Origin of the sequence: Chelativorans sp. Marseille-P2723 (assembly GCF_902809845.1) — a bacterium.
Lineage (GTDB): Bacteria > Pseudomonadota > Alphaproteobacteria > Rhizobiales > Rhizobiaceae > Chelativorans.
Genome location: NZ_CADDWI010000007.1, coordinates 232,934 through 255,975, shown reverse-complemented (window position 1 = coordinate 255,975; position 23,042 = coordinate 232,934). Strand labels below are relative to the sequence as shown.

22 protein-coding genes and 1 tRNA gene are annotated in these 23,042 nt (G+C 59.6%); 12 read left to right on the top strand and 11 right to left on the bottom strand.

The genetic code is table 11. From position 1 onward, the window contains the following. Positions 1 to 6: 6 nt before the first annotated feature. Genes HUS57_RS01255 through HUS57_RS01245 form a run of 3 tightly spaced genes read right to left on the bottom strand, consistent with a single transcriptional unit; the run spans position 7 to position 3,151 of the window. A complete protein-coding gene (locus HUS57_RS01255; protein ID WP_173931111.1) occupies positions 7 to 384 on the bottom strand; it encodes a Na+/H+ antiporter subunit C in 378 nt (125 codons plus the stop codon). Continuing rightward, positions 384 to 803, bottom strand: coding sequence for a Na+/H+ antiporter subunit B (locus tag HUS57_RS01250; protein ID WP_173931110.1), 420 nt, complete (start codon positions 801 to 803; stop codon positions 384 to 386). The genes HUS57_RS01255 and HUS57_RS01250 overlap by 1 nt, the downstream gene beginning before the upstream one ends. Next, positions 791 to 3,151, bottom strand: a complete 2,361-nt coding sequence (locus HUS57_RS01245) for a putative monovalent cation/H+ antiporter subunit A (protein ID WP_173931109.1) — start codon at positions 3,149 to 3,151, stop codon at positions 791 to 793. Before HUS57_RS01245 ends, HUS57_RS01250 begins: the two co-directional genes overlap by 13 nt. A gap of 172 nt (positions 3,152 to 3,323) precedes the next feature. On the opposite strand from HUS57_RS01245, the gene msrB reads away from it, so the two are divergent. Next, entirely contained in the window at positions 3,324 to 3,731 is a 408-nt protein-coding gene (msrB, locus tag HUS57_RS01240; RefSeq protein WP_173931108.1) for a peptide-methionine (R)-S-oxide reductase MsrB, read from the top strand. A gap of 106 nt (positions 3,732 to 3,837) precedes the next feature. Further along, the gene (locus tag HUS57_RS01235; protein WP_173931107.1) at positions 3,838 to 5,937 is read left to right on the top strand and encodes a S9 family peptidase; all 2,100 of its coding nucleotides are present in this window, start codon (positions 3,838 to 3,840) and stop codon (positions 5,935 to 5,937) included. 103 nt (positions 5,938 to 6,040) lie between these two features. On the opposite strand, the gene HUS57_RS01230 is transcribed toward HUS57_RS01235, so the two are convergent. The 5 genes from HUS57_RS01230 to HUS57_RS01210 all read right to left on the bottom strand — a co-directional run bounded on the left by HUS57_RS01230 (position 6,041) and on the right by HUS57_RS01210 (position 9,948). Then, the gene (locus HUS57_RS01230) at positions 6,041 to 6,943 is read right to left on the bottom strand and encodes a cytochrome c (protein ID WP_173931106.1); all 903 of its coding nucleotides are present in this window, start codon (positions 6,941 to 6,943) and stop codon (positions 6,041 to 6,043) included. A 6-nt stretch (positions 6,944 to 6,949) separates the two neighbouring features. Then, the gene (locus HUS57_RS01225) at positions 6,950 to 7,411 is read right to left on the bottom strand and encodes a cytochrome c (protein WP_173931105.1); all 462 of its coding nucleotides are present in this window, start codon (positions 7,409 to 7,411) and stop codon (positions 6,950 to 6,952) included. Positions 7,412 to 7,653: 242 nt separating this feature from the next. Then, entirely contained in the window at positions 7,654 to 8,100 is a 447-nt protein-coding gene (locus tag HUS57_RS01220; RefSeq protein ID WP_173931104.1) for a cytochrome c, read from the bottom strand. Between the two features lie 269 nt (positions 8,101 to 8,369). Then, the gene (locus HUS57_RS01215; protein ID WP_173931103.1) at positions 8,370 to 8,972 is read right to left on the bottom strand and encodes a superoxide dismutase; all 603 of its coding nucleotides are present in this window, start codon (positions 8,970 to 8,972) and stop codon (positions 8,370 to 8,372) included. A 91-nt stretch (positions 8,973 to 9,063) separates the two neighbouring features. After that, the gene (locus HUS57_RS01210; RefSeq protein ID WP_173931102.1) at positions 9,064 to 9,948 is read right to left on the bottom strand and encodes a branched-chain amino acid aminotransferase; all 885 of its coding nucleotides are present in this window, start codon (positions 9,946 to 9,948) and stop codon (positions 9,064 to 9,066) included. Between the two features lie 385 nt (positions 9,949 to 10,333). On the opposite strand from HUS57_RS01210, the gene HUS57_RS01205 reads away from it, so the two are divergent. Further along, on the top strand, positions 10,334 to 11,107 hold the full coding sequence (locus HUS57_RS01205; protein ID WP_173931101.1) for a L,D-transpeptidase: 774 nt from the start codon (positions 10,334 to 10,336) through the stop codon (positions 11,105 to 11,107). Between the two features lie 68 nt (positions 11,108 to 11,175). On the opposite strand, the gene HUS57_RS01200 is transcribed toward HUS57_RS01205, so the two are convergent. Then, positions 11,176 to 12,732: a helicase HerA-like C-terminal domain-containing protein gene (locus tag HUS57_RS01200; protein WP_173931100.1), complete on the bottom strand. Its 1,557-nt coding sequence runs from the start codon at positions 12,730 to 12,732 to the stop codon at positions 11,176 to 11,178. A gap of 185 nt (positions 12,733 to 12,917) precedes the next feature. Between HUS57_RS01200 and HUS57_RS01195 the strand changes: the two genes are divergently transcribed. Beyond that, a complete protein-coding gene (locus HUS57_RS01195; protein ID WP_173931099.1) occupies positions 12,918 to 14,357 on the top strand; it encodes a methylmalonyl-CoA mutase family protein in 1,440 nt (479 codons plus the stop codon). A 369-nt stretch (positions 14,358 to 14,726) separates the two neighbouring features. Here HUS57_RS01195 and HUS57_RS01190 read toward each other — a convergent pair whose 3' ends face one another. Continuing rightward, the gene (locus tag HUS57_RS01190; protein ID WP_173931098.1) at positions 14,727 to 14,870 is read right to left on the bottom strand and encodes a hypothetical protein; all 144 of its coding nucleotides are present in this window, start codon (positions 14,868 to 14,870) and stop codon (positions 14,727 to 14,729) included. Between the two features lie 266 nt (positions 14,871 to 15,136). After that, positions 15,137 to 15,880, bottom strand: a complete 744-nt coding sequence (locus tag HUS57_RS01185; protein WP_173931097.1) for an SDR family oxidoreductase — start codon at positions 15,878 to 15,880, stop codon at positions 15,137 to 15,139. A gap of 707 nt (positions 15,881 to 16,587) precedes the next feature. Between HUS57_RS01185 and betI the strand changes: the two genes are divergently transcribed. The 8 genes from betI (at position 16,588) to HUS57_RS01140 (ending at position 23,037) form a co-directional block, all read left to right on the top strand. Continuing rightward, complete coding sequence (betI, locus tag HUS57_RS01180) at positions 16,588 to 17,175, top strand: transcriptional regulator BetI (protein WP_173931096.1); 588 nt, start codon at positions 16,588 to 16,590, stop codon at positions 17,173 to 17,175. Continuing rightward, entirely contained in the window at positions 17,168 to 18,820 is a 1,653-nt protein-coding gene (gene betA, locus HUS57_RS01175) for a choline dehydrogenase (RefSeq protein WP_173931095.1), read from the top strand. Before betI ends, betA begins: the two co-directional genes overlap by 8 nt. A gap of 49 nt (positions 18,821 to 18,869) precedes the next feature. Continuing rightward, the gene (betB, locus tag HUS57_RS01170; protein WP_173931216.1) at positions 18,870 to 20,333 is read left to right on the top strand and encodes a betaine-aldehyde dehydrogenase; all 1,464 of its coding nucleotides are present in this window, start codon (positions 18,870 to 18,872) and stop codon (positions 20,331 to 20,333) included. A gap of 56 nt (positions 20,334 to 20,389) precedes the next feature. After that, positions 20,390 to 20,466, top strand: a tRNA-Pro gene (locus HUS57_RS01165). A 409-nt stretch (positions 20,467 to 20,875) separates the two neighbouring features. Next, on the top strand, positions 20,876 to 21,127 hold the full coding sequence (locus tag HUS57_RS01155; RefSeq protein WP_173931094.1) for a GlsB/YeaQ/YmgE family stress response membrane protein: 252 nt from the start codon (positions 20,876 to 20,878) through the stop codon (positions 21,125 to 21,127). A gap of 462 nt (positions 21,128 to 21,589) precedes the next feature. Beyond that, on the top strand, positions 21,590 to 21,892 hold the full coding sequence (locus tag HUS57_RS01150) for a helix-turn-helix transcriptional regulator (RefSeq protein WP_173931093.1): 303 nt from the start codon (positions 21,590 to 21,592) through the stop codon (positions 21,890 to 21,892). A 147-nt stretch (positions 21,893 to 22,039) separates the two neighbouring features. Beyond that, complete coding sequence (locus tag HUS57_RS01145) at positions 22,040 to 22,516, top strand: hypothetical protein (protein ID WP_173931092.1); 477 nt, start codon at positions 22,040 to 22,042, stop codon at positions 22,514 to 22,516. Between the two features lie 26 nt (positions 22,517 to 22,542). Continuing rightward, positions 22,543 to 23,037, top strand: coding sequence for a hypothetical protein (locus tag HUS57_RS01140; protein ID WP_173931091.1), 495 nt, complete (start codon positions 22,543 to 22,545; stop codon positions 23,035 to 23,037). The last annotated feature ends 5 nt before the right edge of the window (positions 23,038 to 23,042 follow it).

The following is a 23,042-nucleotide window of genomic DNA, read 5'->3' as shown; positions in this document are numbered from 1 at the left end:
TCGCCCTCAATATCCCAGCGGGGGGAGTTCTTCCCCTTCCGGCTCGGCAATGCGCATTCCTTCCGTGTTGTCGGTGCCCAGTTCCTGGTAGGAGCGGAATGCAAGGACGAGCAAGAAAGCAAAGAGCGAGAAGGAAATGACGATAGCTGTGAGGATGAGCGCCTGCGGCAGCGGGTTGGCCGTCAGCACATCGGGCATATCGAGGCCAACCGGAATGATCGGCGGCACCTCCCTCGTGATCCTGCCGGCGGTGAAAAGTGTCAGGTTCACCCCGTTTGAGAAAATCGCGACGCCAAGCAGGATGCGGATGATGTGTTTTGAAAGCATCAGGTAGATCGAGACGGCGTAGAATATGCCAACCGTTATCGCAAGGTTCGCTTCCATCAATCATGCTCCCTTTCTTCGAGTCCAAGCGCAATCGATGTGATCGATCCGACCACGACGAGATACACGCCGATATCGAAGAAAAGCACTGTTGAAATGTCGACCGGCACTCCCAGGACATGAATCACCGTCCACTGGCCGGTCAGGAACGGCACCCCGAAAAACAGGGAGATGAGGCCGGAAAGTGCGGAAATCATGAGGCCGGAGCCCGAAATGGCCAGCGGGTGGAAATAAAGCGCCCGCCGCACCGGCTCCACGCCACATGCAATCGCGTATATCGCAAAGGCAGAGGCCGCGATCAGCCCGCCGATAAATCCGCCACCCGGTTCATTGTGCCCACGTAGAAGCACGAAAACCGAGAAAAGCACCATCAGGCTTGTCAGATAAGGTGCGACCGTGCGGAAGATCAGCGTCTGCATGTCAGCGCCTCCTCAGCCTTGCGCGTTGCCATTTTGCCAGCGCGCACCCGGATCAGCGCCAGGATGGCAAGTCCGGCGATCATCACGACTGCGATCTCCCCGAGCGTATCCAAGCCGCGGAAATCCACGATGATGACGTTCACGATGTTGCGCCCATGCGCGATCACCCGCGCGTTCTCCGCAAAAAAGGTGCTGAGGGCAGGATCGAAGGGCATCTGCACAACCCGCAGCAGGATAAGGGCTAGTCCGAGACCGCACAGGCTGGCGACGGAAACATCAAACACCCTCCGGCGTGATGGCCGGCGGTCGGCAGGCGAAAGTTTCAGCCGCGTCATCACCAGCGCGAGTATGACCACCGTCAACGTCTCCACCATGAACTGGGTGAAGGAAAGATCGGCCGCGCCAAAAAGCATGAACAGGACCGCAACGGCGAATCCTTGAATGCCGAGCGAAGCGATGGCGGCCAGCCGGCTGCGTGCATAAAGCACCGCCCCCAGGCCAACCAGCGCGACCGCAAGAACGCCTGCCTCATAAATGCGCATTCCCTCGAAGGATGGCATCTGCGGCAGTTCCGCGAAGCCGATCATCGGCACGAGCAGGGCTGCCGCAAGGACGATGAAGGTCACGGACATATAAACCTCAAGGCGGCCGTTCTGCACGAACCCGGTCACGGCAGCCGAAAGGCGGATTGTGCCGCGCACAAGCTGGTCGAAGCCGCGATCCGGCCCCCAGCCTATGGCCTCCAGCATCGCCTTCATCATCGCACGCCCCCTGTCCAACCCAAGATAGAAGACCACGCCCAGTGCGATGGTGACGATGGAAAGGAGAAGCGGCAGTCCCGGATGGGGGATGACCGAGATGGAAATGTCAAGCGGCTCCCCCGCAACGGCAGTGGCCATGGGGCTCGACAGAAGGGCATGGCTTACGCCCGAGAACAGCGCCGTCAGCAATCCGCTGGCGGCAAGCACCACCGGCCCGAGCCAGAGAAGCACATGCCCTTCATGTGGCGTCCTGGGTGTATCGGCAGCCGCACCTATGAACGGCCTCAAGCCTACGGCAAAGCCAATCGCGAACATCAGTGCATTGCCAGCGATAGCGACGAGCAGCAGGACGAACGGCCAGACTCCCCCTATCGTCAGAGCGGCATAGATCTCTTCCTTCGCGAGAAAGCCAAAAAGCGGCGGAAGGCCGCCCATCGACAGGGCTGCCAGAAGGGCTGCTGCAAAGGTGATCGGCATGGCTCGGCCGATGCCGCTGAGCCTTGTAACGTCGCGGGCGCCCGTTTCTTGATCAATGATGCCGGTGACCATGAAAAGCGCGCCCTTGAACATGGAATGGGCGACGAGGTAGAGCACCGCTGCCTCAACCGCAATCTCCGATCCGAAACCGGTCAGCATCACCAGAAGGCCAAGCGAAGCCACGGTGCTATAAGCCAGCATCAGCTTAAGATCAGTTTGCCGTACCGCCAGAAGCGCTCCTGTTAGCAGGGTTGCAGCACCGACTATTGGCAGCAGCGTTTCCCACGGCCCCGTATCTCCCATTACCGGGTTGAGCCGCATGAGAAGATAGACACCAGCCTTCACCATAGTGGCGGAATGAAGATAGGCGGAGACCGGTGTTGGCGCCTCCATCGCGTTGGGAAGCCAGGAGTGGAACGGAAACTGCGCCGATTTGGTGAAGGCTCCACCGAGCACGAGCAGAAGCGCGGCAAGATAGAGCGGCGATTCGCGCAGGACTGCTCCCGCGCTTAGAAGCTCCGACAGGGAGTTCAGTCCGGTCGCCTGCCTGATGACGATAAGGCCTGCCAGCAGTGAAAGCCCCCCGGCGGCCGTAACAATTAGTGCCTGTAGGGCCGCACGGCGGGCTGCCTCTCGTTTGTGATCGAAGCCGATCAGCAGGAAGGAGGCGATTGAGGTCAGTTCCCAAAACACAAAGAGCGTTAGGAATGAATCCGCAACCACGAGTCCCTGCATCGCTCCCATAAATAGAAATATGAAGGAGAAGAAGCGGCCAAGCTGCGGATGGCCCTTCAGATAGCCGCCCGTATAAAGCACGATCAGGGTGCCGATGCCGGAGATCAGCAAAGCGAAGGTGAGTGACAGGCCGTCTATGTACCAGGAGAAGTCAGCGTCGAGCGATGGAATCCAGGAATAGCCGCCGCTGACGGCGACGCCCCCGGAAACAGCCGGAAGAAATCCGGCGAAGTGATAGAAGGCGAATGCGGGAAAAGCGGCAAGCGGCCAAGCCGCGTTGTGGCCCAGCGACCGGGTGGCGACCGGTGCAGCGACGGCTGCGAGAAATGGCAGGATGAGCACAAGAAAGGTCAGCCATTGCCCGTCAGCAGCCATCAGCATTACCTGTCAGATTAACGCCCCAGGTTTGAGGTTTGTGTCCCAAGGCCCCTTGAATGAAGCCGTGACATAAACGCTCATATCCGCGCGAGCAAGTAGAACCGGAAGGAAGGCTGCAAATCCCGTGGAGAAATTCCTAAATAAGTGATGCAGCATACGGAGAACAATTATGACGAATCACAAAGAGCCAAAGATACGGAAATCCGAAGAGGAATGGCGTAGCCAGCTCACCCCGGAGCAATACCATGTCACCAGGGAGGCCGGTACGGAACGAGCATTTACCGGCCCACACTGGGACAGTAAGCGTGAAGGGCTTTATCGTTGTGTGGCCTGCGGCCGGCCGCTCTTTCTTTCAGATACGAAATACGACTCGGGCACGGGCTGGCCGAGCTTCTACGCCCCTGTTGACCAGGAAGCGATCACACTGCACGAAGATCGTTCCTTTCTCATGACACGCACGGAGGTGCGCTGTGCCGATTGCGATTCGCATCTCGGTCACCTGTTCAATGACGGACCGGAACCCACCGGACTGCGTTACTGCATGAACGGGCATGCGCTGAAGTTCGAGGAGCGCTGAAACTTCCAAGGCGAGTTCGTATTGATACGGCTTGCAGCGTCTGCCGCATTGTGATGCGGCATGGCGTTCCCCTTTTGATCAGCATCATTGAGGAGACGACGTATTCATGGGTAACGCCCCCTTTCCTTCCCTTTCCGCGCCCGAGGCGCTGAAGAGGCCGCAGTACAGCACGCATCACGGCATTACCCGTGTGGATGAATATGGTTGGCTTCGCGCCGAGAATTGGCAGGAGGTCCTGCGGGACCCTTCCCTCCTTGCCGAGGACATCCGCAGCCATCTGGAAGCGGAAAATGCTTATCACGAACAGTTGATGGCAGACACCAAGCAACTGCAGAAGCAGCTCTTTGCGGAGATGAAGGGCCGCATCAAGGAGGACGATAGCTCCGTGCCGATGAAGGACGGCGCCTTCGCCTATGGCGTCGCCTATCGCGAAGGCGGCGAGCATCCGCGCTTCTTCCGCACGCCACGGGAAGGCGGCGGGGAAGAGGTGCTTCTCGATGGCGACCGGGAAGCTGAGGGAAAAAGCTACTTTCACATAGGAACTGCGCAGCACTCCAGCGATCATGGTCTTCTTCTGTGGAGCTTTGACGACAAGGGGTCGGAGCTCTACACGCTTCGCGTGCGTGACCTGACCAGCGGCCGCGATCTTCAGGACCGTGTCCAAAGCGCCAGCGCCTCGGCAACCTTCAACGCCGACCGCAGCGGCTTCTACTACGCCCTTTTGGACGAAAATCACCGGCCGTCGAGGATCTTCTTTCACGTTCTGGGTGAGGAACAGGAAAAGGACAGGCTTATCTACGAAGAGGCCGATCCCGGCTTCTTTATGAATGTTTTCGGCAGCCGCCTCGACGACTGGATCTTCATCAGCATCCACGACCACGAAACCAGCGAATACCGGATCCTTCCTGCCAATGATCCGCTTGCCGAGCCACGGTTGGTTGCCGCAAGGCAGGCCGGCCTCAAATACGATCTGGAGCCGGCAGGAGAAGAGTTCTTCATCCTCACCAACGCGGACGGCGCTAAGGACTACAAGATCATGACCGCGCCTGTATCCGCACCATCACGCGACCACTGGCGCGAGCTCGTGCCGCACGAGCCGGGTCGGCTTATTCTCGACATCGTGGCCTTCCGGGATTTCCTCGTTCGCCTTGAACGGAAGGACGGCCTGCCGCGCATCGTGGTGCGCGAGCGCGACAGCGGCCAGGAGCATATAATCGCCTTCGAGGAAGAGGCCTATTCCCTCGGCCTCGGCGGCGCCTATGAATACGATACGGAAGTCTTCCGTTTCACCTATTCGTCCATGACGACGCCGGCGCGCGAATTCGATTACAACATGCGTACGCGCGAACGCGTTCTTTTGAAGACACAGGAAGTGCCTTCAGGCCATAATCCCGAAGACTACGTCACGCGCCGTCTGATGGCTCCTGCGCCCGATGGCGAGCTTGTGCCCATTTCCCTTGTCCACCGCCGGGGAATGAAGCTCGATGGCTCGGCCCCGTGTCTGCTTTATGGCTACGGGGCTTACGGCATCACGATCCCGGCCTCTTTCCGCACCAATCCGCTGTCATTGGTGGACCGTGGCTTCGTCTACGCCATCGCTCACATCCGCGGTGGCAAGGACAAGGGGCAGCTCTGGTATGAGGACGGAAAGCGGGAGAAGAAGGTCAACACCTTCATGGATTTCATTGCCTGTGCGCGCCATCTGGTGGCGGAAGGCTACACCAGTCCCGACCGTCTGGTCGCCGAAGGCGGATCGGCCGGCGGCCTGTTGATGGGCGCCGTCGCCAATATGGCCCCTCAGGACTTTTGCGCCATCGTCGCCGCGGTTCCCTTCGTGGATGTTCTCAACACCATGCTGGATGAGACGTTGCCGCTCACTCCGCCGGAATGGCCGGAATGGGGCAACCCCATCACCAGCAAGGAGGATTTCGAAACTATCGCCAGCTACTCGCCCTATGACAATGTGCGCGAGCAGGCTTATCCGGCCATCCTTGCGCTCGCAGGCCTCACGGATCCGCGCGTTACCTATTGGGAGCCGGCCAAATGGGTGGCGCGGCTGCGTGACTTCAACACGAGCGAAAGCCCTATCATGCTCAAGGTAAACCTAGACGCGGGCCATGCGGGAGCATCCGGCCGCTTTTCGCGGCTGGAGGAAACGGCCCTCAGCTATGCCTTCATGATTAAGGCAGCTGGAAAACAGGAATAGCGATGCGGGAGCAGCCATTCGCCTGCTCCCGTTTTCCTGATCCTGGGGTGGATTCTGCTTTCCTCAGAACGCCCAAAACCGGATCTGCTTTCCTGGAATTCCGCTATTGCCCGATCGCCTTCAGATATGCGGCGATAGACTCGCGGTCCTCGGCCGGCAATCGAGCCATGTTTTTTTGCACGGCAACCATGGCGCCCCCGACCGAATCGAAATCCGGCGTAAAGCCGCTCTCCAGAAAATAGGCGATGTCGCCTTCCGACCAGAAGCCGATACCGTCTTCATCCGGCGTTATGCCGGGCACTCGCCCTTCGCCCTCTGCTGCGGGGCCGCCTTCCAGCCATTGGCCTAGCTTAAGACCGCCGATGAAGTTGCGCGGTGTATGGCATTCGCCGCAATGTCCGGGACCCTCGACAAGGTAGCGCCCGCGCAGCACGTTTTCCGGCGTTCCTTCCGGGAACGTCACCACCGGTTCCGCACTGAGATATAGGCGTTTCCAAAGGCCTATTCCGCGCCGCAAAGTAAAGGGGAAGGCGATCTTGTGACTGTCCGCGCGCCCTTCGACCGGAGGAAGAGACTTCAGGTAGGCGAAGATGTCGCGCACGTCCTGCACCTCCATCCGCGCATAGGAAGTATAAGGATAGGCTGGATAGTAATGATTGCCTTCCGGCGAAATCCCCCGGAGCATCGCATTCGCGAAATCCATCTCGCTCCAGTCTCCTATCCCGTCTTGTGGATGAGGGGAAATGTTCGGCGCCACGAAGGCACCGAAGTCGGTTGTCAACACAAGCCCGCCTCCAAGCTCGCCCTCAACGCCCTCGGCTTCAGGGCTCGCATGGCAGGAGGCGCAGCCGCCGGCAAAATACATTCGCTCGCCGCGGACAGGATCTCCCGGCTCCGTGCCCGCCAGGACACTTTCGTCCAGTGGTCTGGGCATGGTGAGCAGCCAGAACACGAGGCCTGCCGCCGCGACCAACGCGGCGGTAAGAAACAGGAGCTTGCGCAACATGGATCGTCAGTTCTGCACACGGAAGCTTTGATGGCAACTGCTGCAGTTGCCGAGCACCGGCGTCACCGCTTGTCGGAAAGCTTCCAGGTCAGCCGGCCCGTCGTGCCCGGCAAGGTCAACGGCGGTAGCGGCAGCGGCCCGGAACTTGGCGACAGCCGATCCGAAAGCTTCTGGGTCCTTCCAGATGGTGGGAGCCGCCGTGGTTCCGCCTGTATGAGAGTTTTCGGGAAAAAAGCTGCTGAGGGCCTTGGCGCTAGCGTGGAACGTCGCGATGGCGGCTTTTGCCACCGCCATGTCGTATTCACGATTGCCCCTGAGCATGGCGCTCGATGTGCCTGCTGAAGCGGCCACAGCCTGCATCAGCGCCTTGCGTACGGCAACCGGATCTTCAATCTCCGCTGCCGCCGAAACGGAAAAGACCGAAGCTGAAAACAACAGAGTGGAAATGCAGATTACGATTTTTCTCATGCAGTTCTCCAGAAGTCCGCACACAATTTGACCGGAGTCGGCAAGCGGCTCCAGTCAATTCATAAATTTACCAAGTCTATTTTGGCCGGACTGCCTTTCAAGGGGCAGAATGCTCCATTTCCACCTGAGCCGAAGCGCGCTCTTCAGGTCGCTTGCGCAGTTTAAGCGGACTCCCGGACGACCCGCTTCCGGCACAAGGATCGCCATTCGGGGAAGCGGATTCCGATTCTGGTCCGACGCTTCTAATTCTCGGTCCGGTAGGTCTCGTGGCAACTGTTGCAATGAGCCAGAACCGGCTCCACCATCGATTGGAAGGCGGCGAGATCGGCTGGACCCTCGCGGCCTGCGGCCTCTCTTGCCGCTGCCGCATCGGCCTGGAAATCAGCAATTTCCTGCTGGAAGCCCGCCATGTCCTCCCAGATTCGTGGAGATGCCCTTGTCTCTCCGGAGTCGGAACCTTCCGGGAAAAAACTGCCGACGGACAAGGAAACCGCGCGGAATGTGGCGAGCGCAGCCAATGCGACGGCGGGATTGTAGTCCATCTCTCCCCGCATCATCGCGGACGCCGCTCCTGCCGAAGCGGCATTTGCCTGCATCAACGCCTTGCGCACGGCTACCGGGTCCTCCTGTGCCGAGGCAGCAGCACACGACAGCAGGACGACGGAAAGTGTTATCAAAAGCCTTTTCATATGACGTCCTCCCGAAATCATCCCCTTCCCACCATAACCTTCCGTTTATCGCAGCCCCTCTAACAATCTGAAGCTCTCCAATCACGGTTGCGTGAAGAAGCGAGGCGTAGAAATACTATTTCGTGGCCGGCCGGTTCCTATCAGCCCGGTTCCTATCAGCCCGGTTCCTATCAGCCCGGTTCCTATCAGCTATGAAACGGGCAATAAAAAACCCGGCCGGAGCCGGGTCTTCTGGATCGAAACGAAGTTCCGTCACTTAAGCGACGCCGTCAACCGCGCGCCTTCTCATAGCACTCCAGGACATAGTCCCAGTTGATCAGGTTGTCGACAAAAGCTTCCAGATACTTCGGCCGGGCGTTTCGGTAATCGATGTAATAGGAATGTTCCCACACATCGACGCCGAGAATCGGGATTCCGCCATGGACGAGCGGGTTCTCGCCATTGGGCGTCTTCATGATCTCCAGCTTGCCGTCCTTGAAGGCAAGCCAAGCCCAGCCGGAGCCGAACTGTGTCACGCCCGCGTTGATGAAGTCGGCGCGAAACTTGTCATAACCTCCCAGATCGCTGTCAATAGCGGTCTGGAGGGCGCCGGGCAGGTTCTTTCCACCGCCGCCCTTCTTCATCCAGTTCCAGAAATGGATGTGGTTGTAGTGCTGCCCGGCGTTATTGAAGAGAGCCTGGTTCTTTCCGTAGGATTGCTTGACAACCTCCTCGACGGACAGACTGTCCATCCCGGCCTCGGCCGCCAGCTTGTTCCCGGTGTCCACATAGGCCTTGTGGTGCTTGTCGTGGTGGTACTCCAGCGTCTCCCGCGACATGTATGGCTGCAATGCCTCGTAATCGTAAGGCAGGTCCGGCAGTTCAAAGGCCATATTAGGTCTCCCTCGTAACAGTGGTTGAACTTCCACGTTCGGCAGATGGAGCGCTGCTTTCGAGACAATGCGCCCCTCTACCGTTCGTTCCTTACCCAATGGGCATGGGCATGGAATGCGCCCATTCCCAATAAAGCGCCCGCGCCTTCTTGGCTACCGGTCCAGCCTGAAGTTCGCGATCCTCGATTCGCGTTATCGGTACCACTTTCGAATGGTTCCCGGTGGAAAAGATTTCATCGGCATCCATGAAGTCCTCGACCTGCAGGCTCCTTTCGATCACCCGATAGCCCGCCTCTGCAAGAAGAGCCATGACCCGGGAGCGCGTGATTCCAGCAAGGAATGTTCCATTGGGCAGAGGCGTCAGCACCTGTCCGTCCTTGACCATAAAGATGTTGGACGTGCCCGTTTCCGCGACATTACCCAGCATGTCGAGGACCAGGGCATTGTCGAAACCGCGCGCCTTGGCCTCCATGATTGCCCTGCCGTTGTTCGGATAAAGGCAGCCGGTCTTGGCATTGGTTGGCATGGTCTCGAATGTCGGGCGGCGGAAGCGGGAAAGGCCGACGGAGAACCCCGACGATGGGATCATGGGCGCTTCATAAAGACACAGGCAGAATCGGGTGGAGGAAGGATCGGCCGGCACGCTCATATATCCGCCATGTTCCGCCCAGTACATCGGCCGGATGTAGACGGCTGTCTTCCCGTCGAATTTTCTGAGCCCGTCCAGGGTCAGCCCGACGATTTCCTCCGCCGGCATCAGCGCCTCAAGGCCGAGCGCTCGCGCCGACGCATTCACTCGCTCGCAATGGCGGTCAAGATCCGGCGCGATACCTTCAAACCACCGCGCACCGTCGAAAACCGACGAGCCCAGCCACATGGCATGGGTGCGTGATCCGGCAATGGGGACATTGCCTTCGCTCCAGTCACCGTCGACATAGGTCCAGGTGGTGGATTGGGCTTGCGGTAATGCGTTCATGGCCTGAGGCACTCCTTTCTGCCCGTCCTCTCCAAGGCATAGCGCCTCGGCCAGCGCCGTCAACCTCTCCGCGTCCGCCCAACGGCACGTGGAATATCTGCCGGTCGCTTTACTGCAAACCAAAACCATATGGGCGTGGACGCCTGTTGGTTTACAAATTGGCAACCATGGCGTGACGTATCTAGAGCAGTGAGCCGTTGAGCCGGGCCAGCCGCCTTGACGTTGCAGAAATACCATAGGCCGAGAACAATCGGCTGCCAACTAGGTTTGATTAGCTTGCATTGCTGACGATGAGGTCAGAATGCATCGCAGGGACCTTTCATCCGTGCACCGAGTTTCAGAGGCGTGTTTACCTCGTTATTCGCCCACAAGAACGAAGAGACCAATGCTTCCCGCTGACAAATCCCCCTCCCCCCTTTCCCGCCGTGCCTTCCTAACGGCCGTCCTTAGCGGCGCGGCTTCTCTGACCGGCTGTGTGAACGTGCCCTCCTCGCAGAGGGAGCCGAACGTGCAGCCCTTGTCACTGACAATGCCGCCCCGGCCCTTTGGCGGCCCACTTTCCAGCTCCAATGACCGGCGGCTCATCTATGCCGCCATGGAAGATCATGGGCACGCAATTCCGGCCGTCCCGTTCGAGAAGATCAGCCCCGAGTTTCTCCGCCAGGAAGTCGATGACCCAACGGGCGAACGGCCGGGAACGATCGTCGTTCATACCTCGACGCACTTTCTCTATCTGGTTCTGCCCGGCAGGCGCGCCATGCGCTATGGCGTGGGCCTCGGGCGGGCTGGTTTTGAATGGTCTGGGCGGGCCGAGATCGCCCGCAAGGCCGAATGGCCCAAATGGCATCCCCCCGAAGAGATGATCGAGCGGCAACCGGAGCTGGAGCAGTACCGCACCAAATTCGACAAGGCCACGGGCGAATGGCGCGGTGGCATGGAGCCCGGCATCATGAATCCGCTGGGAGCGCGCGCGCTTTACATCTATCAGGATGGAAAGGACACGCTCTACCGCATCCATGGCTCGCCGGAATGGTGGACCATCGGCAGGTCGGTTTCCTCTGGCTGCGTGCGCATGCTCAATCAGGACGTTATAGACCTCTACGGTCGCGTCCCGGTTGGCTCGCCCATCCTGGTGACTGACGGCTTGCGCTCAGTATGAGGCTTCGCTGGATCGGCAGGGCGACCAACTCGAAGAACCAGCAATAGGAAGCTCCGGCCTTGCAGAGCTTATCGCCTCCGCAAGCTGCCCAGGATGCCGCGGATGATTTCGCGTCCGAGGGTCGTTCCCACGGCGCGGACGACGGATTTGATCGCTGCTTCCGTGACAGACTGCCGCTGATAGGTGCTGCGGCTGACTGTCCTACCGCGCCGCGGGCTGGAATTGCCCTCGCCTAAATCCGGCAAGGTCCATCCGGCCGTGCCCTCGCTCTGTTGCCGCGCTTGCTGTTGTTGTTTCTGGTTTTCTGCCGCCTGCGCAGCTTCGGTTCCCCGCCTCTGCAGGATCTCGAAGGCGGAGTCTCTGTCGATTGCCTGATCGTACTGGCCTGCCAGCGGACTCCGATTGATCAATGCCTGTCGCTCCGGATCGGTCGCCGGCCCGATGCGCGAGGAAGGCGGTCGAATCAGCGTGCGCTGGACCACCGATGGAACCGCCTTTGCTTCCAGCGTTGAGACGAGCGCTTCGCCCACCCCAAGCTTGGTAATCGCTTCGAAAGAGTCGAAACCGGGATTTGGCCGAAAGGTATCTGCCGCACTCTTCACCGCCCTCTGCTCGCGCGGTGTATAGGCGCGCAGCGCGTGCTGAACGCGGTTGCCCAGCTGCGCTAGCACCGTCTCTGGAATGTCAAGCGGGTTCTGGGTCACGAAATAGACGCCAACACCCTTGGAACGTATAAGCCGGACTACCTGCTCGACCCGTTCCACGAGCACCTTCGGAGCCTCGTCAAAAAGCAGGTGCGCTTCATCGAAGAAGAAGACCAGCCTGGGCTTGTCGGGATCGCCGATCTCGGGCAATTCCTCAAACAGTTCCGAAAGGAGCCAAAGCAGGAACGTGGCGTACAGGCGCGGATTCATCATCAGCTTGTCCGCAGCCAGCACGTTGACATAACCGCGCCCATCGCGCGTCGTGCGCATCAGGTCGGCAATGCGCAGCGCCGGTTCGCCGAAGAAATGGTCCGCGCCCTGCTGTTCCAGCACCAGGAGTGCACGCTGGATGGCGCCTACAGACTGTCTCGTCACATTTCCGTAGCGCGCGCTGATCTCATCCGCCCGCTCAGAAAGATTTGCAAGCAGCGCCTGCAGATCTTTTAGGTCGAGCAGCAGAAGGCCCTCTTCGTCAGCGATCCGGAAGGCGATGTTGATCACGCCCTCCTGCGCCTCCGAAAGGTTCATCAGCCGCGAAAGAAGCAGCGGGCCCATCTCGGAGATCGTGGCCCGGATGGGATGACCCTTCTCACCGAACAGGTCCCAGAATATGACGGGCGCTTCATCGAACTCATAGGGTTCCAGCTTGATGGTCTTTGCACGTTCGGCGAGGAAATCCTTTTCTTCCCCCTTCGTGGCGATGCCGGAGAGATCGCCCTTGATGTCAGCGCAGAAGACCGGGACGCCGGCGTTGGAAAAACCCTCTGCAAGCACCTGCAAGGTCACGGTTTTACCAGTGCCCGTCGCCCCCGTGATCAATCCGTGCCGGTTGGCGAATTCCAGCAGCAGATGCTCCGCTTTCTGGTAGCTGTCATCGACATGCCGACTGGCTCCAAGAAAGATGGTGTTTCCCGCCTTCATCGCCTCTCCTCTCCGCGCTGGACGGTGCTTTTGCAGGTATAGTTGGCCTGCTGGCAAGTCACAACGCATTCTGTCGCCGCGGGATCGTTTTCCCCGAAACGGCGTTGTTCTGCTGGGACACGTTGCAGCGGGGGCACTGTCATCCTAGACTTGCTTGCGCACTCTCTGATGTTCGAGGAGGAAAAATGGATCGTTCGGTCCTGACAAAGGCGGATTTCGCGACGATCGGCCGAAGGCAGTGGCTCGAACTTGTAGCCAGGACCCTTGGCAGTGAAACCGGTTATGAATCATTGATCCGGCATAGGGATGACGGCGCGTCGATAGCGCCTCTTTATGAACCGGCCGAAGGGCCATCGCCCATCTCTCGCGGGAAGACGAAGACGCCGTGGAAGATCGTCCAGCGTCTCGACGACCCCGATCCCGGGCGCGCCAACGAGCAGGCGAGAGACGATCTGGAGAACGGCGCCACCGGGCTATCCTTCGTTTTTGCAGGAGCGCCCAATGCATTCGGCTACGGCCTCCCGGCTAGCCGCGAAGGGCTGGAGACCGTTCTTAACAACATTCCGTTAAAGAACGTGCACCTGCGAATCGACGTGCATCCGCAAAGCCGTGCCTCAATAGACTGGCTGGCCGAAATATTGCAGGAAAAACGGGCCGACCCGGCCGAAATGACCCTCTCCTTCGGCATCGACCCGGCCTCACTGTTCGCCGGAACGGGGCGGTTGCGCATGTCGATAGAAGCTCTGGAAGCGTCAATGCCTCCGTCCCTGGCTGGTTTCTTCGCCATGTCGCTTCCCGGCATACTTCTTGAGGCGGATGGGCGCGTCTTTCACAATGCTGGCGCGACTGAAGCGCAGGAGCTCGGCATAATGCTGGCCTCCGCAGTGGCCCATCTGAAGATGTTCGAGGAGGCCCGCCAGCCTCTTATCTATGCTGCTCCGCATATCGGGTTCGCGCTTGCCGTGGACCAGAACCAGTTCCTGTCGATGGCAAAGATCAGGGCCCTTCGAAAGCTCTGGGCGCGGGTGCAAGAGGCATGCGGCATCGCACCCGCCCCTGCGAATATACATGCCGAGACATCCTATCGCATGATGACGGTGCGCGATCCTGAGGCAAACATCCTCCGCACGACCATTGCAGCGTTCGCGGCAGCCGCTGGTGGAGCCGATTCGCTTTCCGTACTTCCGCACACCATCGCGCACGGCCTTCCGAATTCTTTCGCTCGAAGAATCGCTCGAAACGAGCAGCTCATCCTCGCCCGTGAAAGCAGGCTCGACTCTGTCGCAGACACGTCATCGGGCTCTGGTGGCATCGAAGCGCTCACAGCATCGCTTTGCGAAAAGGCATGGGACGAGTTCTCCAGGATCGAGGAGGAAGGGGGCATCCTGCGCAGCCTTGCCGCCGGGCACGTTCAAGCACGGATTGCCGATGCCCGCACCCACCGGCTGGACGCGCTTAGCAGGGGCGCTTGCACCATCGTCGGCACCACGCTCTACAAGCAGGACAAGGAACCGGCGGTCTCCACGCTTGAGGCGGAAAGGCAGATCATGCCCCCTGATGGCGCCATTGCCTGTACCCCCCTGCCAGCTTCTCGCCTTGATGAGGGGCTTGGAGAGCATGAATGATACGGTTTGAGATTGGCACCGCGCCGTTCTTCCAAGATTCAGCAGCTTAAGGCGCGTGACACTTGCTAGAGGCAAGGGGTGAGTTGCATGACTGCCACCGGTGGCGGCCGCAGCCCAGCCACCAGTTCGCATTCGATTGCAGCGGTGACAGGTGAAGGCGCGTTTCAAGCACTTGTCTTGTTTCGTAGAGCATCGGCTTGAAAATCCTGAATGGAAGGATTCGCTTTGGGCCCGGTTTGTTTTTGCGGTCAAGCTGATGGCGGGGAAGCTTATATGCAAGCCGATCCGGCCGAGTTGTCCCGGTTTCTATCCCGCCGCCCGCGCCGGAAAGCGCACGCGCGGCGGTTCGTGCTGGACGGCGCGTGAGGATCACGCTGCGCCAGCCGAGAATTCGGCTTCGGCCCCAATCGCCTGCTCTTTGTCGACGAGAACTCCGTCAACGCCAAGATGGCGTCGGCTGCGCACAAGGCTTCTCGCCAACGCGCCGTCCCTGTCGGAGGGCGATGCCGGCATCCTCGACAGCCTCGCCGTCCACAAAAGAATGAAGGAGCGCGGTGCCTAGTTTCCTGTTCCTGCCGCCCCTAAACCCCGACCTCAACCCAAAGAATCGCCTTTCCAAGCCCAAGACACACCCGCGCGCCGCTGCAGCCAGAACTTTCAACGGCCTCTGGAGAGCCACCGGAAACATCTGCAACCTCTTCAAGAAAACCGGATGCTGGAACTATCTCAAGAAAGCCGCCTACGCGCCCCTTTAAACGCCGTTTCTCATTATCTTCCGCTCAATCGTTGCGCGGCACGCCGGTAATCGAAAAGCCGCCATCCAGAACCAGCGTATGGCCGGTGATTGCCTCGGCCTCCTTGGAAAGAAGATAAGCCACCGCCGCGGCAACCTCCTGTGGCTCCACCGCTCGGCGCTGGGGCGTGTTCAAAAGCCATGTGCGGCGGCGGCTGGGATTCTCGTCGAATGTCGCCGCGGATGCTTCCAAAAGCCCCGGGGCCACGCAGTTGACCCGCACACCGCGCGCGGCCAGTTCCAGGGCCATTACCTCCGTCATCATCTTCACACCGGCTTTTGAGGCGCCGTACGCCGTGCAGCCGGAACTGGCACGCAGACCGGTTACCGAAGCCAGATTGATGATCGAAAGCCCCTCCCCCATCCGCTCGAGCGCCGCTTCCGCGGCAATGAAGGAACCTACGAGATTGATATCAAGAATTTGCCGGAAAAGCTCGGCGCTCGTTTCCTCGAAATGCCGCTCCCGCCGAATGCCTGCGCAGTTAACCAGGGCAAAAATGGGGCCGTAGGTGTCCACCGCCCGGTCGAACGCTTCCGCAATCTCGTCCTCATCCGTCACATCGGCTTCGAGAAAAAGCACGTCTTCGCCACTGAAACGCTCTTCAACTTCCGCAAGGCCCGGGCGGTCAGCATCGACGACCGCGATGCTCCAGCCGTCGTCAATGAGCCGCTCGACGACCGCAAGTCCGATCCCGGAAACGCCGCCGGTAACGATGGCGAAGCGGTTCACCGTCCTTCAGCTCCGATGCGGCATCTGATGAGCGCCATCAATAATCCTTTCGCTACGGTGGAATATGATAGCATAACGCGGATGGGCGGATAGTGCCGTTCAGGCATTGTTGTTTCCTTGTCTTCTTAGTTAAGCCAGGTCGGCGGTCGCATCGACGGCCAATCGCCGGAAGCACAGCGCACGATTGAAGTCAGCTCTCATCAACTCGAAACGCTCTGGCTACCGTAGAAATCTCACAGGCTTCATCGTCCCCGGTATCAAGCCGGAGGATACGCGTTCCCTCGCTGTAAGTGTTCCGCGCATGCGCTAGCGCATTCAAGAGCCGATGCCTCTTGTCATTGAGGGATCGGTTTCCCTTATGTCCCGGCGTTTGAAGTAAGTAGCCGAATTCGGACCGTGGCGGGCCTCCGTCATGTTCGCTAAGCATCTGCTATTGCTTGAAGCTGATCCTGTGTGGATGCATCTCCGCTCCCGCTCAAGTGAGCGCCTTCTTCGCTCGGGGAGGCCGTAGTCATCAGAGCCAGAAGCGGCAGTTTAACGAGCGACTTCATCAATTCCTTCGCAAACGTTTGTCTTTCGGGCCGTCCCGGCCTCAGCATCGAAAGCGCTTACGCCTCTAAGAGGTGAAGCTCTTCGGCCATTAGGTTGAAAAAGCTTGTAATCGCCCGGTTCTTGATTGATCAGTCAATCAACTATACATTCGCCTCATGCCCAGGATCGGAATGGAACCCCTTCGCCGCCGCGCCCTCATCGACGCGGCAATAGACGCGATCGGCGCGCATGGCTCTCTCGATGTAACGATGTCGGAGATTGCAAGGCGCGCCGGCGTCTCGCCCGCCCTTGCCCACCACTATTTCGGCGCCAAGGAAGATCTCTTTTTCTCCACCATGCGCCACATCCTCACAGAACTCGGGGACGATATGCGTGAGGCGATTCAGGAGAAAAGCGGTCTTGAGCGGGTGAGGGCAATTATCGCCGTCAACTTTTCACCAAAGCAGTTCCGGCCGGAGATAATAGCCGCCTGGCTTGCCTTCTATGTAGAGGCCCAGCGCACCGCTTCCCTGCGCCGCCTGCTCAGCATCTATGCGCGCAGGCTCCATTCCAACCTTGTTTTCGCGCTGCGGCCCCTGTTGCCGGCGAAAGAGGCGGAGAGGACGGCCGAGGGAATCGCCGCCCTGATCGACGGACTCTACATCCGCCGAGCGCTGAAGGATGGCCCGCCCGACGCCGCGTCCGCCACGTCGCTGGTCGAGAATTACCTCACGCTCCGTCTTGGGAGGCGCTGTGATGCTTGAGGCAGATTACGTCATTATCGGGTCGGGTTCCGCCGGCTCCGCGCTTGCCTATCGCCTGTCGGAGGATGGCAGACATTCGGTCATCGTCATCGAATATGGCGGCAGCGATTTCGGCCCCTTTATTCAAATGCCCGCCGCATTGTCCTTTCCCATGAACATGTCCCTCTACGACTGGGGCTTCCGCACCGAGCCCGAGCCGCATCTGGGCGGCCGCAGCCTCGCGACGCCGCGCGGCAAGGTGATCGGCGGCTCGTCCTCCATCAACGGGATGGTCTATGTGCGCGGCCATGCGCACGACTTCGACCATTGGGCCGAGATGGGCGCGACCGGCTGGGCCTTCGCGGATGTACTGCCCTACTTCAAACGCATGGAGAATGCCCAAGGCGGCGAAGATGACTGGCGCGGGACGGATGGGCCGCTCAATGTGCAGCGCGGGCCGCGCACCAATCCGCTCTATCATGCCTTCATCGAGGCTGGCAGGCAGGCAGGCTTCGAGGTTACTGAGGACTATAACGGCTCCAAACAGGAAGGTTTCGGGCCGATGGAGCAGACCATATTCACCGGACGTCGCTGGTCTGCGGCAAACGCCTATCTGAAGCCTGCTCTCAAGCGGAAAAATGTTCGTCTCGTCAGAGGCTTCGCTCGGCGCGTTATCATCGAGAATCAACGCGCAACCGGAGTGGAGATCGAAGCTCGCAGAAAGATTCAGGTTGTTAAGGCGCGACGTGAGGTGATCATTTGCGCATCACCGATCAATTCCCCAAAGATTCTGATGCTATCGGGCATAGGCCCCGCAGAGGAATTGCAGCGGATGGGCATTGCCGTTGTCGCCGACCGGAAGGGCGTTGGCCAGAACCTGCAGGACCATCTGGAACTTTATATCCAGCAAGCTTGCCGCGAGCCTATCACGCTACATTCGAGCCTGAACCTTATCTCCAAGGCATTGATCGGCGCGCAGTGGCTTCTTTTCCGGACCGGCCTCGGCGCCTCGAACCATTTCGAAGCGGCCGCCTTCGTGCGTTCGCGTCCCGGCGTGGATTATCCGGACATCCAGTACCATTTCCTTCCTGCAGCCATCCGCTATGACGGGAAGGCAGCCGCCACCGTGCACGGCTTTCAGGCCCATGTCGGGCCGATGCGCTCGAAATCGCGCGGGGTTGTCGCTCTTGCCTCCCCCGACCCCCGCGAGGCGCCGAGGATCCGTTTCAACTACATGTCGCATGATGATGATTGGGCTGACTTCCGGCATTGCATAAGACTGACACGGGAGATCTTTTCCCAGGAAGCATTCGCGCCCTATTGCGACGGGGAGATATCGCCGGGCGCGCATGTCATTTCGGACAACGCGCTGGATGACTTCGTCCGCGAGAATGTGGAAAGCGCCTATCATCCTTGCGGCACCTGCCGGATGGGCAGCCGCGAAAATCCTATGAGCGTGGTTGACCCGGAACTGAAGGTCATCGGCGTCGAAGGGTTGAGAGTCGCTGATTCCTCGGTCTTTCCGCGCATAACCAACGGGAATCTGAATGCACCCGCCATAATGGTGGGAGAGAAGGCCGCGGATCATATTCTGGACAAGCCGCTCCTGCCGCCCTCAAACCAGAAACCCTGGATCAATCCACGCTGGAAGGTTTCGGACCGGTGACGCATATGTGCCGAATGAACGGGAATACCACTCTAATCCGGAGGCCATGATGCGAGTTCAGCCAGAAGCCTCGCACTACATCAATGGTGATTCTGTCGAGGATGCCCAGGGAAAGCCGCTTGAGGTGATCTATCCGGCAACGGCCGAGGTGATTGCGCGGCTTCATCTGGCTACACCGAATATCGTGGAACTTGCCGTCGAATCGGCCCGTGGCGCACAGGAAGGTTGGGCGCGGGTGAAGCCCATGGAACGCGGACGCGTTCTGAGGCGGGCGGCAGAGATTCTGCGTGAGCGGAACGAGGAGCTTTCGCGGCTTGAAACCCTCGATACGGGCAAGTCGATCCAGGAGACGCTGATTGCCGACGCCGCTTCCGCAGCAGACGCGCTGGAGTTCTTCGGCTGTGCCATCGCGGCTTATAACGGCGAGCATATCGAACTCGGCGGTCCCTTCGGCTACACGCGCCGAGAGCCGCTAGGGGTCTGCGTCGGAATTGGCGCCTGGAACTATCCGATCCAGATAGCGGCATGGAAGGCTGCGCCGGCGCTGGCCGCCGGCAATGCTATGATCTTCAAGCCATCGGAAAACACGCCGCTTTCTGCATTGACGCTGGCTGAAATTCTCACCGAAGCCGGCCTCCCGGACGGGCTGTTCAACGTCATTCAGGGTGACGGGGAGACCGGGACCGCCCTCATCTCCCATCCCGGTATCGCAAAGGTTTCGCTGACCGGCTCCGTTGCCACGGGAAAGCGCGTGATGGGGCTTGCCGGCAGCCACATGAAGCACGGCACGATGGAGCTTGGAGGCAAGTCGCCGCTCATCGTCTTCGACGACGCGGATGTGGAGAACGCCGTTGGCGGCGCGATGCTCGGCAATTTCTATTCGAGCGGGCAGATTTGCTCCAACGGCACGCGCGTCTTCCTGCAAAAGGGCATTTACGACCGCTTCCTCGGTCGCCTGACGGAACGGACCCGCGCAATCAGGCTGGGAGACCCGCTCGACCCCGAAACGCATCTCGGCCCCCTGGTCTCCGCTGCCCAGCGCGAGCGCGTAATGTCCTATATCGCGGCGGGGCGCGAGGAAGGTGCGCATCTGCATCTGGGCGGCGATGCCCCCCGCTTGCAAGGCTTTGAGGAAGGCTACTTCGTCGAGCCTACCATCTTCACCGAGGTGGAGGACCATATGCGGATTGCGCGCGAGGAGATATTCGGCCCCGTTATGTGCGTCTTCACCTTTGAAACGGAGGAGGAGGTGATTGCTCGGGCGAATGACACGGAATTCGGGCTTTCCGCGGGCGTCTTCACGCGCGATCTTGCCCGAGCGCATCGAGTTGTCGGGGAAGTTCAGGCAGGCACGTGCTGGATCAACACCTACAATCTCACCCCGGTGGAACTGCCCTTCGGCGGAGTGAAGAGTTCCGGAATCGGGCGGGAGAACGCTTTGGCCGCCTTGGACCATTATACCCAGATCAAATCGGTCTATGTGGAAACCGGAAACGTGGACAGCCCATATTGAAACGGTTTCGGCTTGCGGGAACGCGGTCATCCCGCTATAAGCCCGCCGTCTGGTCACGGAGTGTAGCGCAGCCTGGTAGCGCACCTCGTTCGGGACGAGGGGGTCGCAGGTTCAAATCCTGCCACTCCGACCAGAAGAATCAGGTACTTGTAGAATACGCTGGTCAGAATTTAGATTTCCACCTGAAACTCCCCGCGCCCCACCCGGAAGACACAGGTAGCGGAACGTACCTATGACATGGGTGACAACCTCGTGCCCGACGGGCTGTCGCTGATCTGCAAGGTTCTCTGCTCAGGTCGATCCATCCCAGATCATAGTGCATGAAGCTGACGAGCAATGTTGTCGTCGACCTCAGCGCTTCCGAACCTGCCGCCGGCCAGCACGGTCGAGACGTTGATCTTCCTCCTCATCGGCGTGGCACGCCTTTCTACGCCCCGCATCTAGCCGGCTCAATCGGATCATTGTCGCGATGGTTTCCCGGCCTTGCCCGCAACCGCCTTGTGTGGTTTTCTTCTACCGTTTGAGGAGAGGAGGCTGATCATATGGAAGGTCAGGGCGTTGGTTGGATTGCCGCCATCATCATCGGCGGTTTGGCAGGCTGGATCGCTTCCATGATCATGAAGAGCGATACCGGCATTTTTGCCAACATCATCCTGGGAATCATCGGTGCTGCCATAGCCAGTTTCCTGTTCGGCTTTTTCGGTGTGTCTTTTGCCGGATGGGTCGGCTACCTCGTCGCCGGGCTTATCGGTGCCTGCATCCTGATCGGTATCGGACGGGCCATCAGGAGTTAAGCAATTCTCGGAAGTGGAGCCGGTTTTCCCTCCAGAAGTGCGATAGAACAAGTTTAGGGGGCGACCTTCTGCCCCAAGCCCACGACGATGACGAGGTCGGAACTTGGCAGACAGATCGTGGGAGAAAAACTGTGTCACGCTATCTCAACATCCTGGGAGAGCCGGCACCCGATTTCTTCCGCCGGGGTGAACTATCCCGCCGAACACCTTGCGGAAGCATTTACCGTAAGCTTTTGGGCGAACATGAAGACATGCCGGAAATTCATGCCGTCCTTGAACCAAGGCATTGCAGCATATCTCAAGACGATCCAGGTCGAGTAAGGCTCAGCCGGCGTCGCCTCCCGCTTTCCGGCGCACAAGACCGTGCTTGTCGGCAATAGCTCGCTGCGCTAGCCTGCAGGCGAATTCAGGCGGAGCTTCCGCTCTGCCAATGCACGGCCTGAACATTCGACGGAGACCTTGATGCTGACTGGACCACTTTGCAAGGCAGCACGCGCCCTGGTGCAAGTGAGCCGAGGCAAGCTCGCCAAGAGAACCGATGTGCCGAAGCAGGCGATCCAGAATTTCGAGCGTGGTCTCGACATACCAGACGATGCCACACTGAAGACGCTGAAGGAAAATCTTGAGGATCTTGGCGCGGTCTTCATTCCGGAAGAAGGTGCCAATGGTGCCGGCGTCCGCCTGAAGTTCAGCAGTTCAGTTACCGATCGCCTGCGCACCCTTGTTGATGAAGGCGGCCCCTCGTCTACAGATGCCATCCCCTAAGTGCCGCCCATCGTGCCGGCATTCTTCGCATTACAGCTAGGGCCGGAAATAGTCGCTGCTCCGCCTGAGCTTCGCCGAAGCCATCGGTGCAACTTCATCCGGTGGCTGCTGCTTGGCATCACACGCCGTTTATGCTTCCCTCCTGCCATGAAGCTTTTGGTCCTGGCAATTGCATGCATCTGGACAATACCGGCGGGCGCTTCCAAACTGGTGGGGGCGACGGTGCCGCCCTACCCCCGCGGCATGACCAGCGATCTCGCGTCGTGCATCCCGTTGAACGGCAACATCTGCGCCTACTCCATCGCGACATTGAACCGGGAGGATGGATCGGTGGTGGCAGTGCTTGCGAAACCACTGGCCGGGCTCGACGATGGCAAGCCTGTCTGGGAAATCGTCGACGAACACGAAGCGCCGGAGCAATCACGCGAACAGTTGTGGGCATTCGAGGAATGCCAGATAGGCGCTCAGAGCGATTCTTCCGTCGTTGGCCTGGTCACCTTTAGAGATATGGGCGGATGGATCGAAACCGAAGAAACCGTGTGGGCGGTGCGCTTCGACATCGCATCCAACCGGCTCGTGGAGCTCGACCCAGCAAACGTGACATGTGTATTGCCCGGCTCATGACTGCAGGCGCACCAGCGTCCGGTCGCATGCGAAGCAGCATAAGGCTATTCGGCGTTGCCCTCATCCTTTGGCCGCTGTTGAGCAGCAATGCCTTCGCCCTGTCATGCATGCCGCCGACGCCCGAAAACGTCTTCAACCTCCATCGGGAGCGCATTACCGAGTATGTCATGGCGGTGGGAAAAGTGACGCCGGCCGGTTCCTTGCGAAAATTCAACTGGCGGACGCTGAAGCATGAGCCACTGGGCCGCTTCCGCGCTACCTTCGACGGCTATGCCGCGCGCAGGTCCGGCTTCGACCTCCCGCTCACGCTGCCTGTTACCGTTGAACGGAGCTGTTTCAATGGAGTGTGCGGGATGCTCCCCGTCGCCTTTCCGGCAGTCGTATTTCTCAGAAAGGAAGAAAGCCGATATCTATTGCAGACCGAATATTGCAACAGCACGCTTCTGCCCAATCCGACCGGAGAGGACCTTGCAAGCTTGATCAGGTGCTTGAATGGCGGCGGCTGTTCCGCTCCCAACTGAACTGG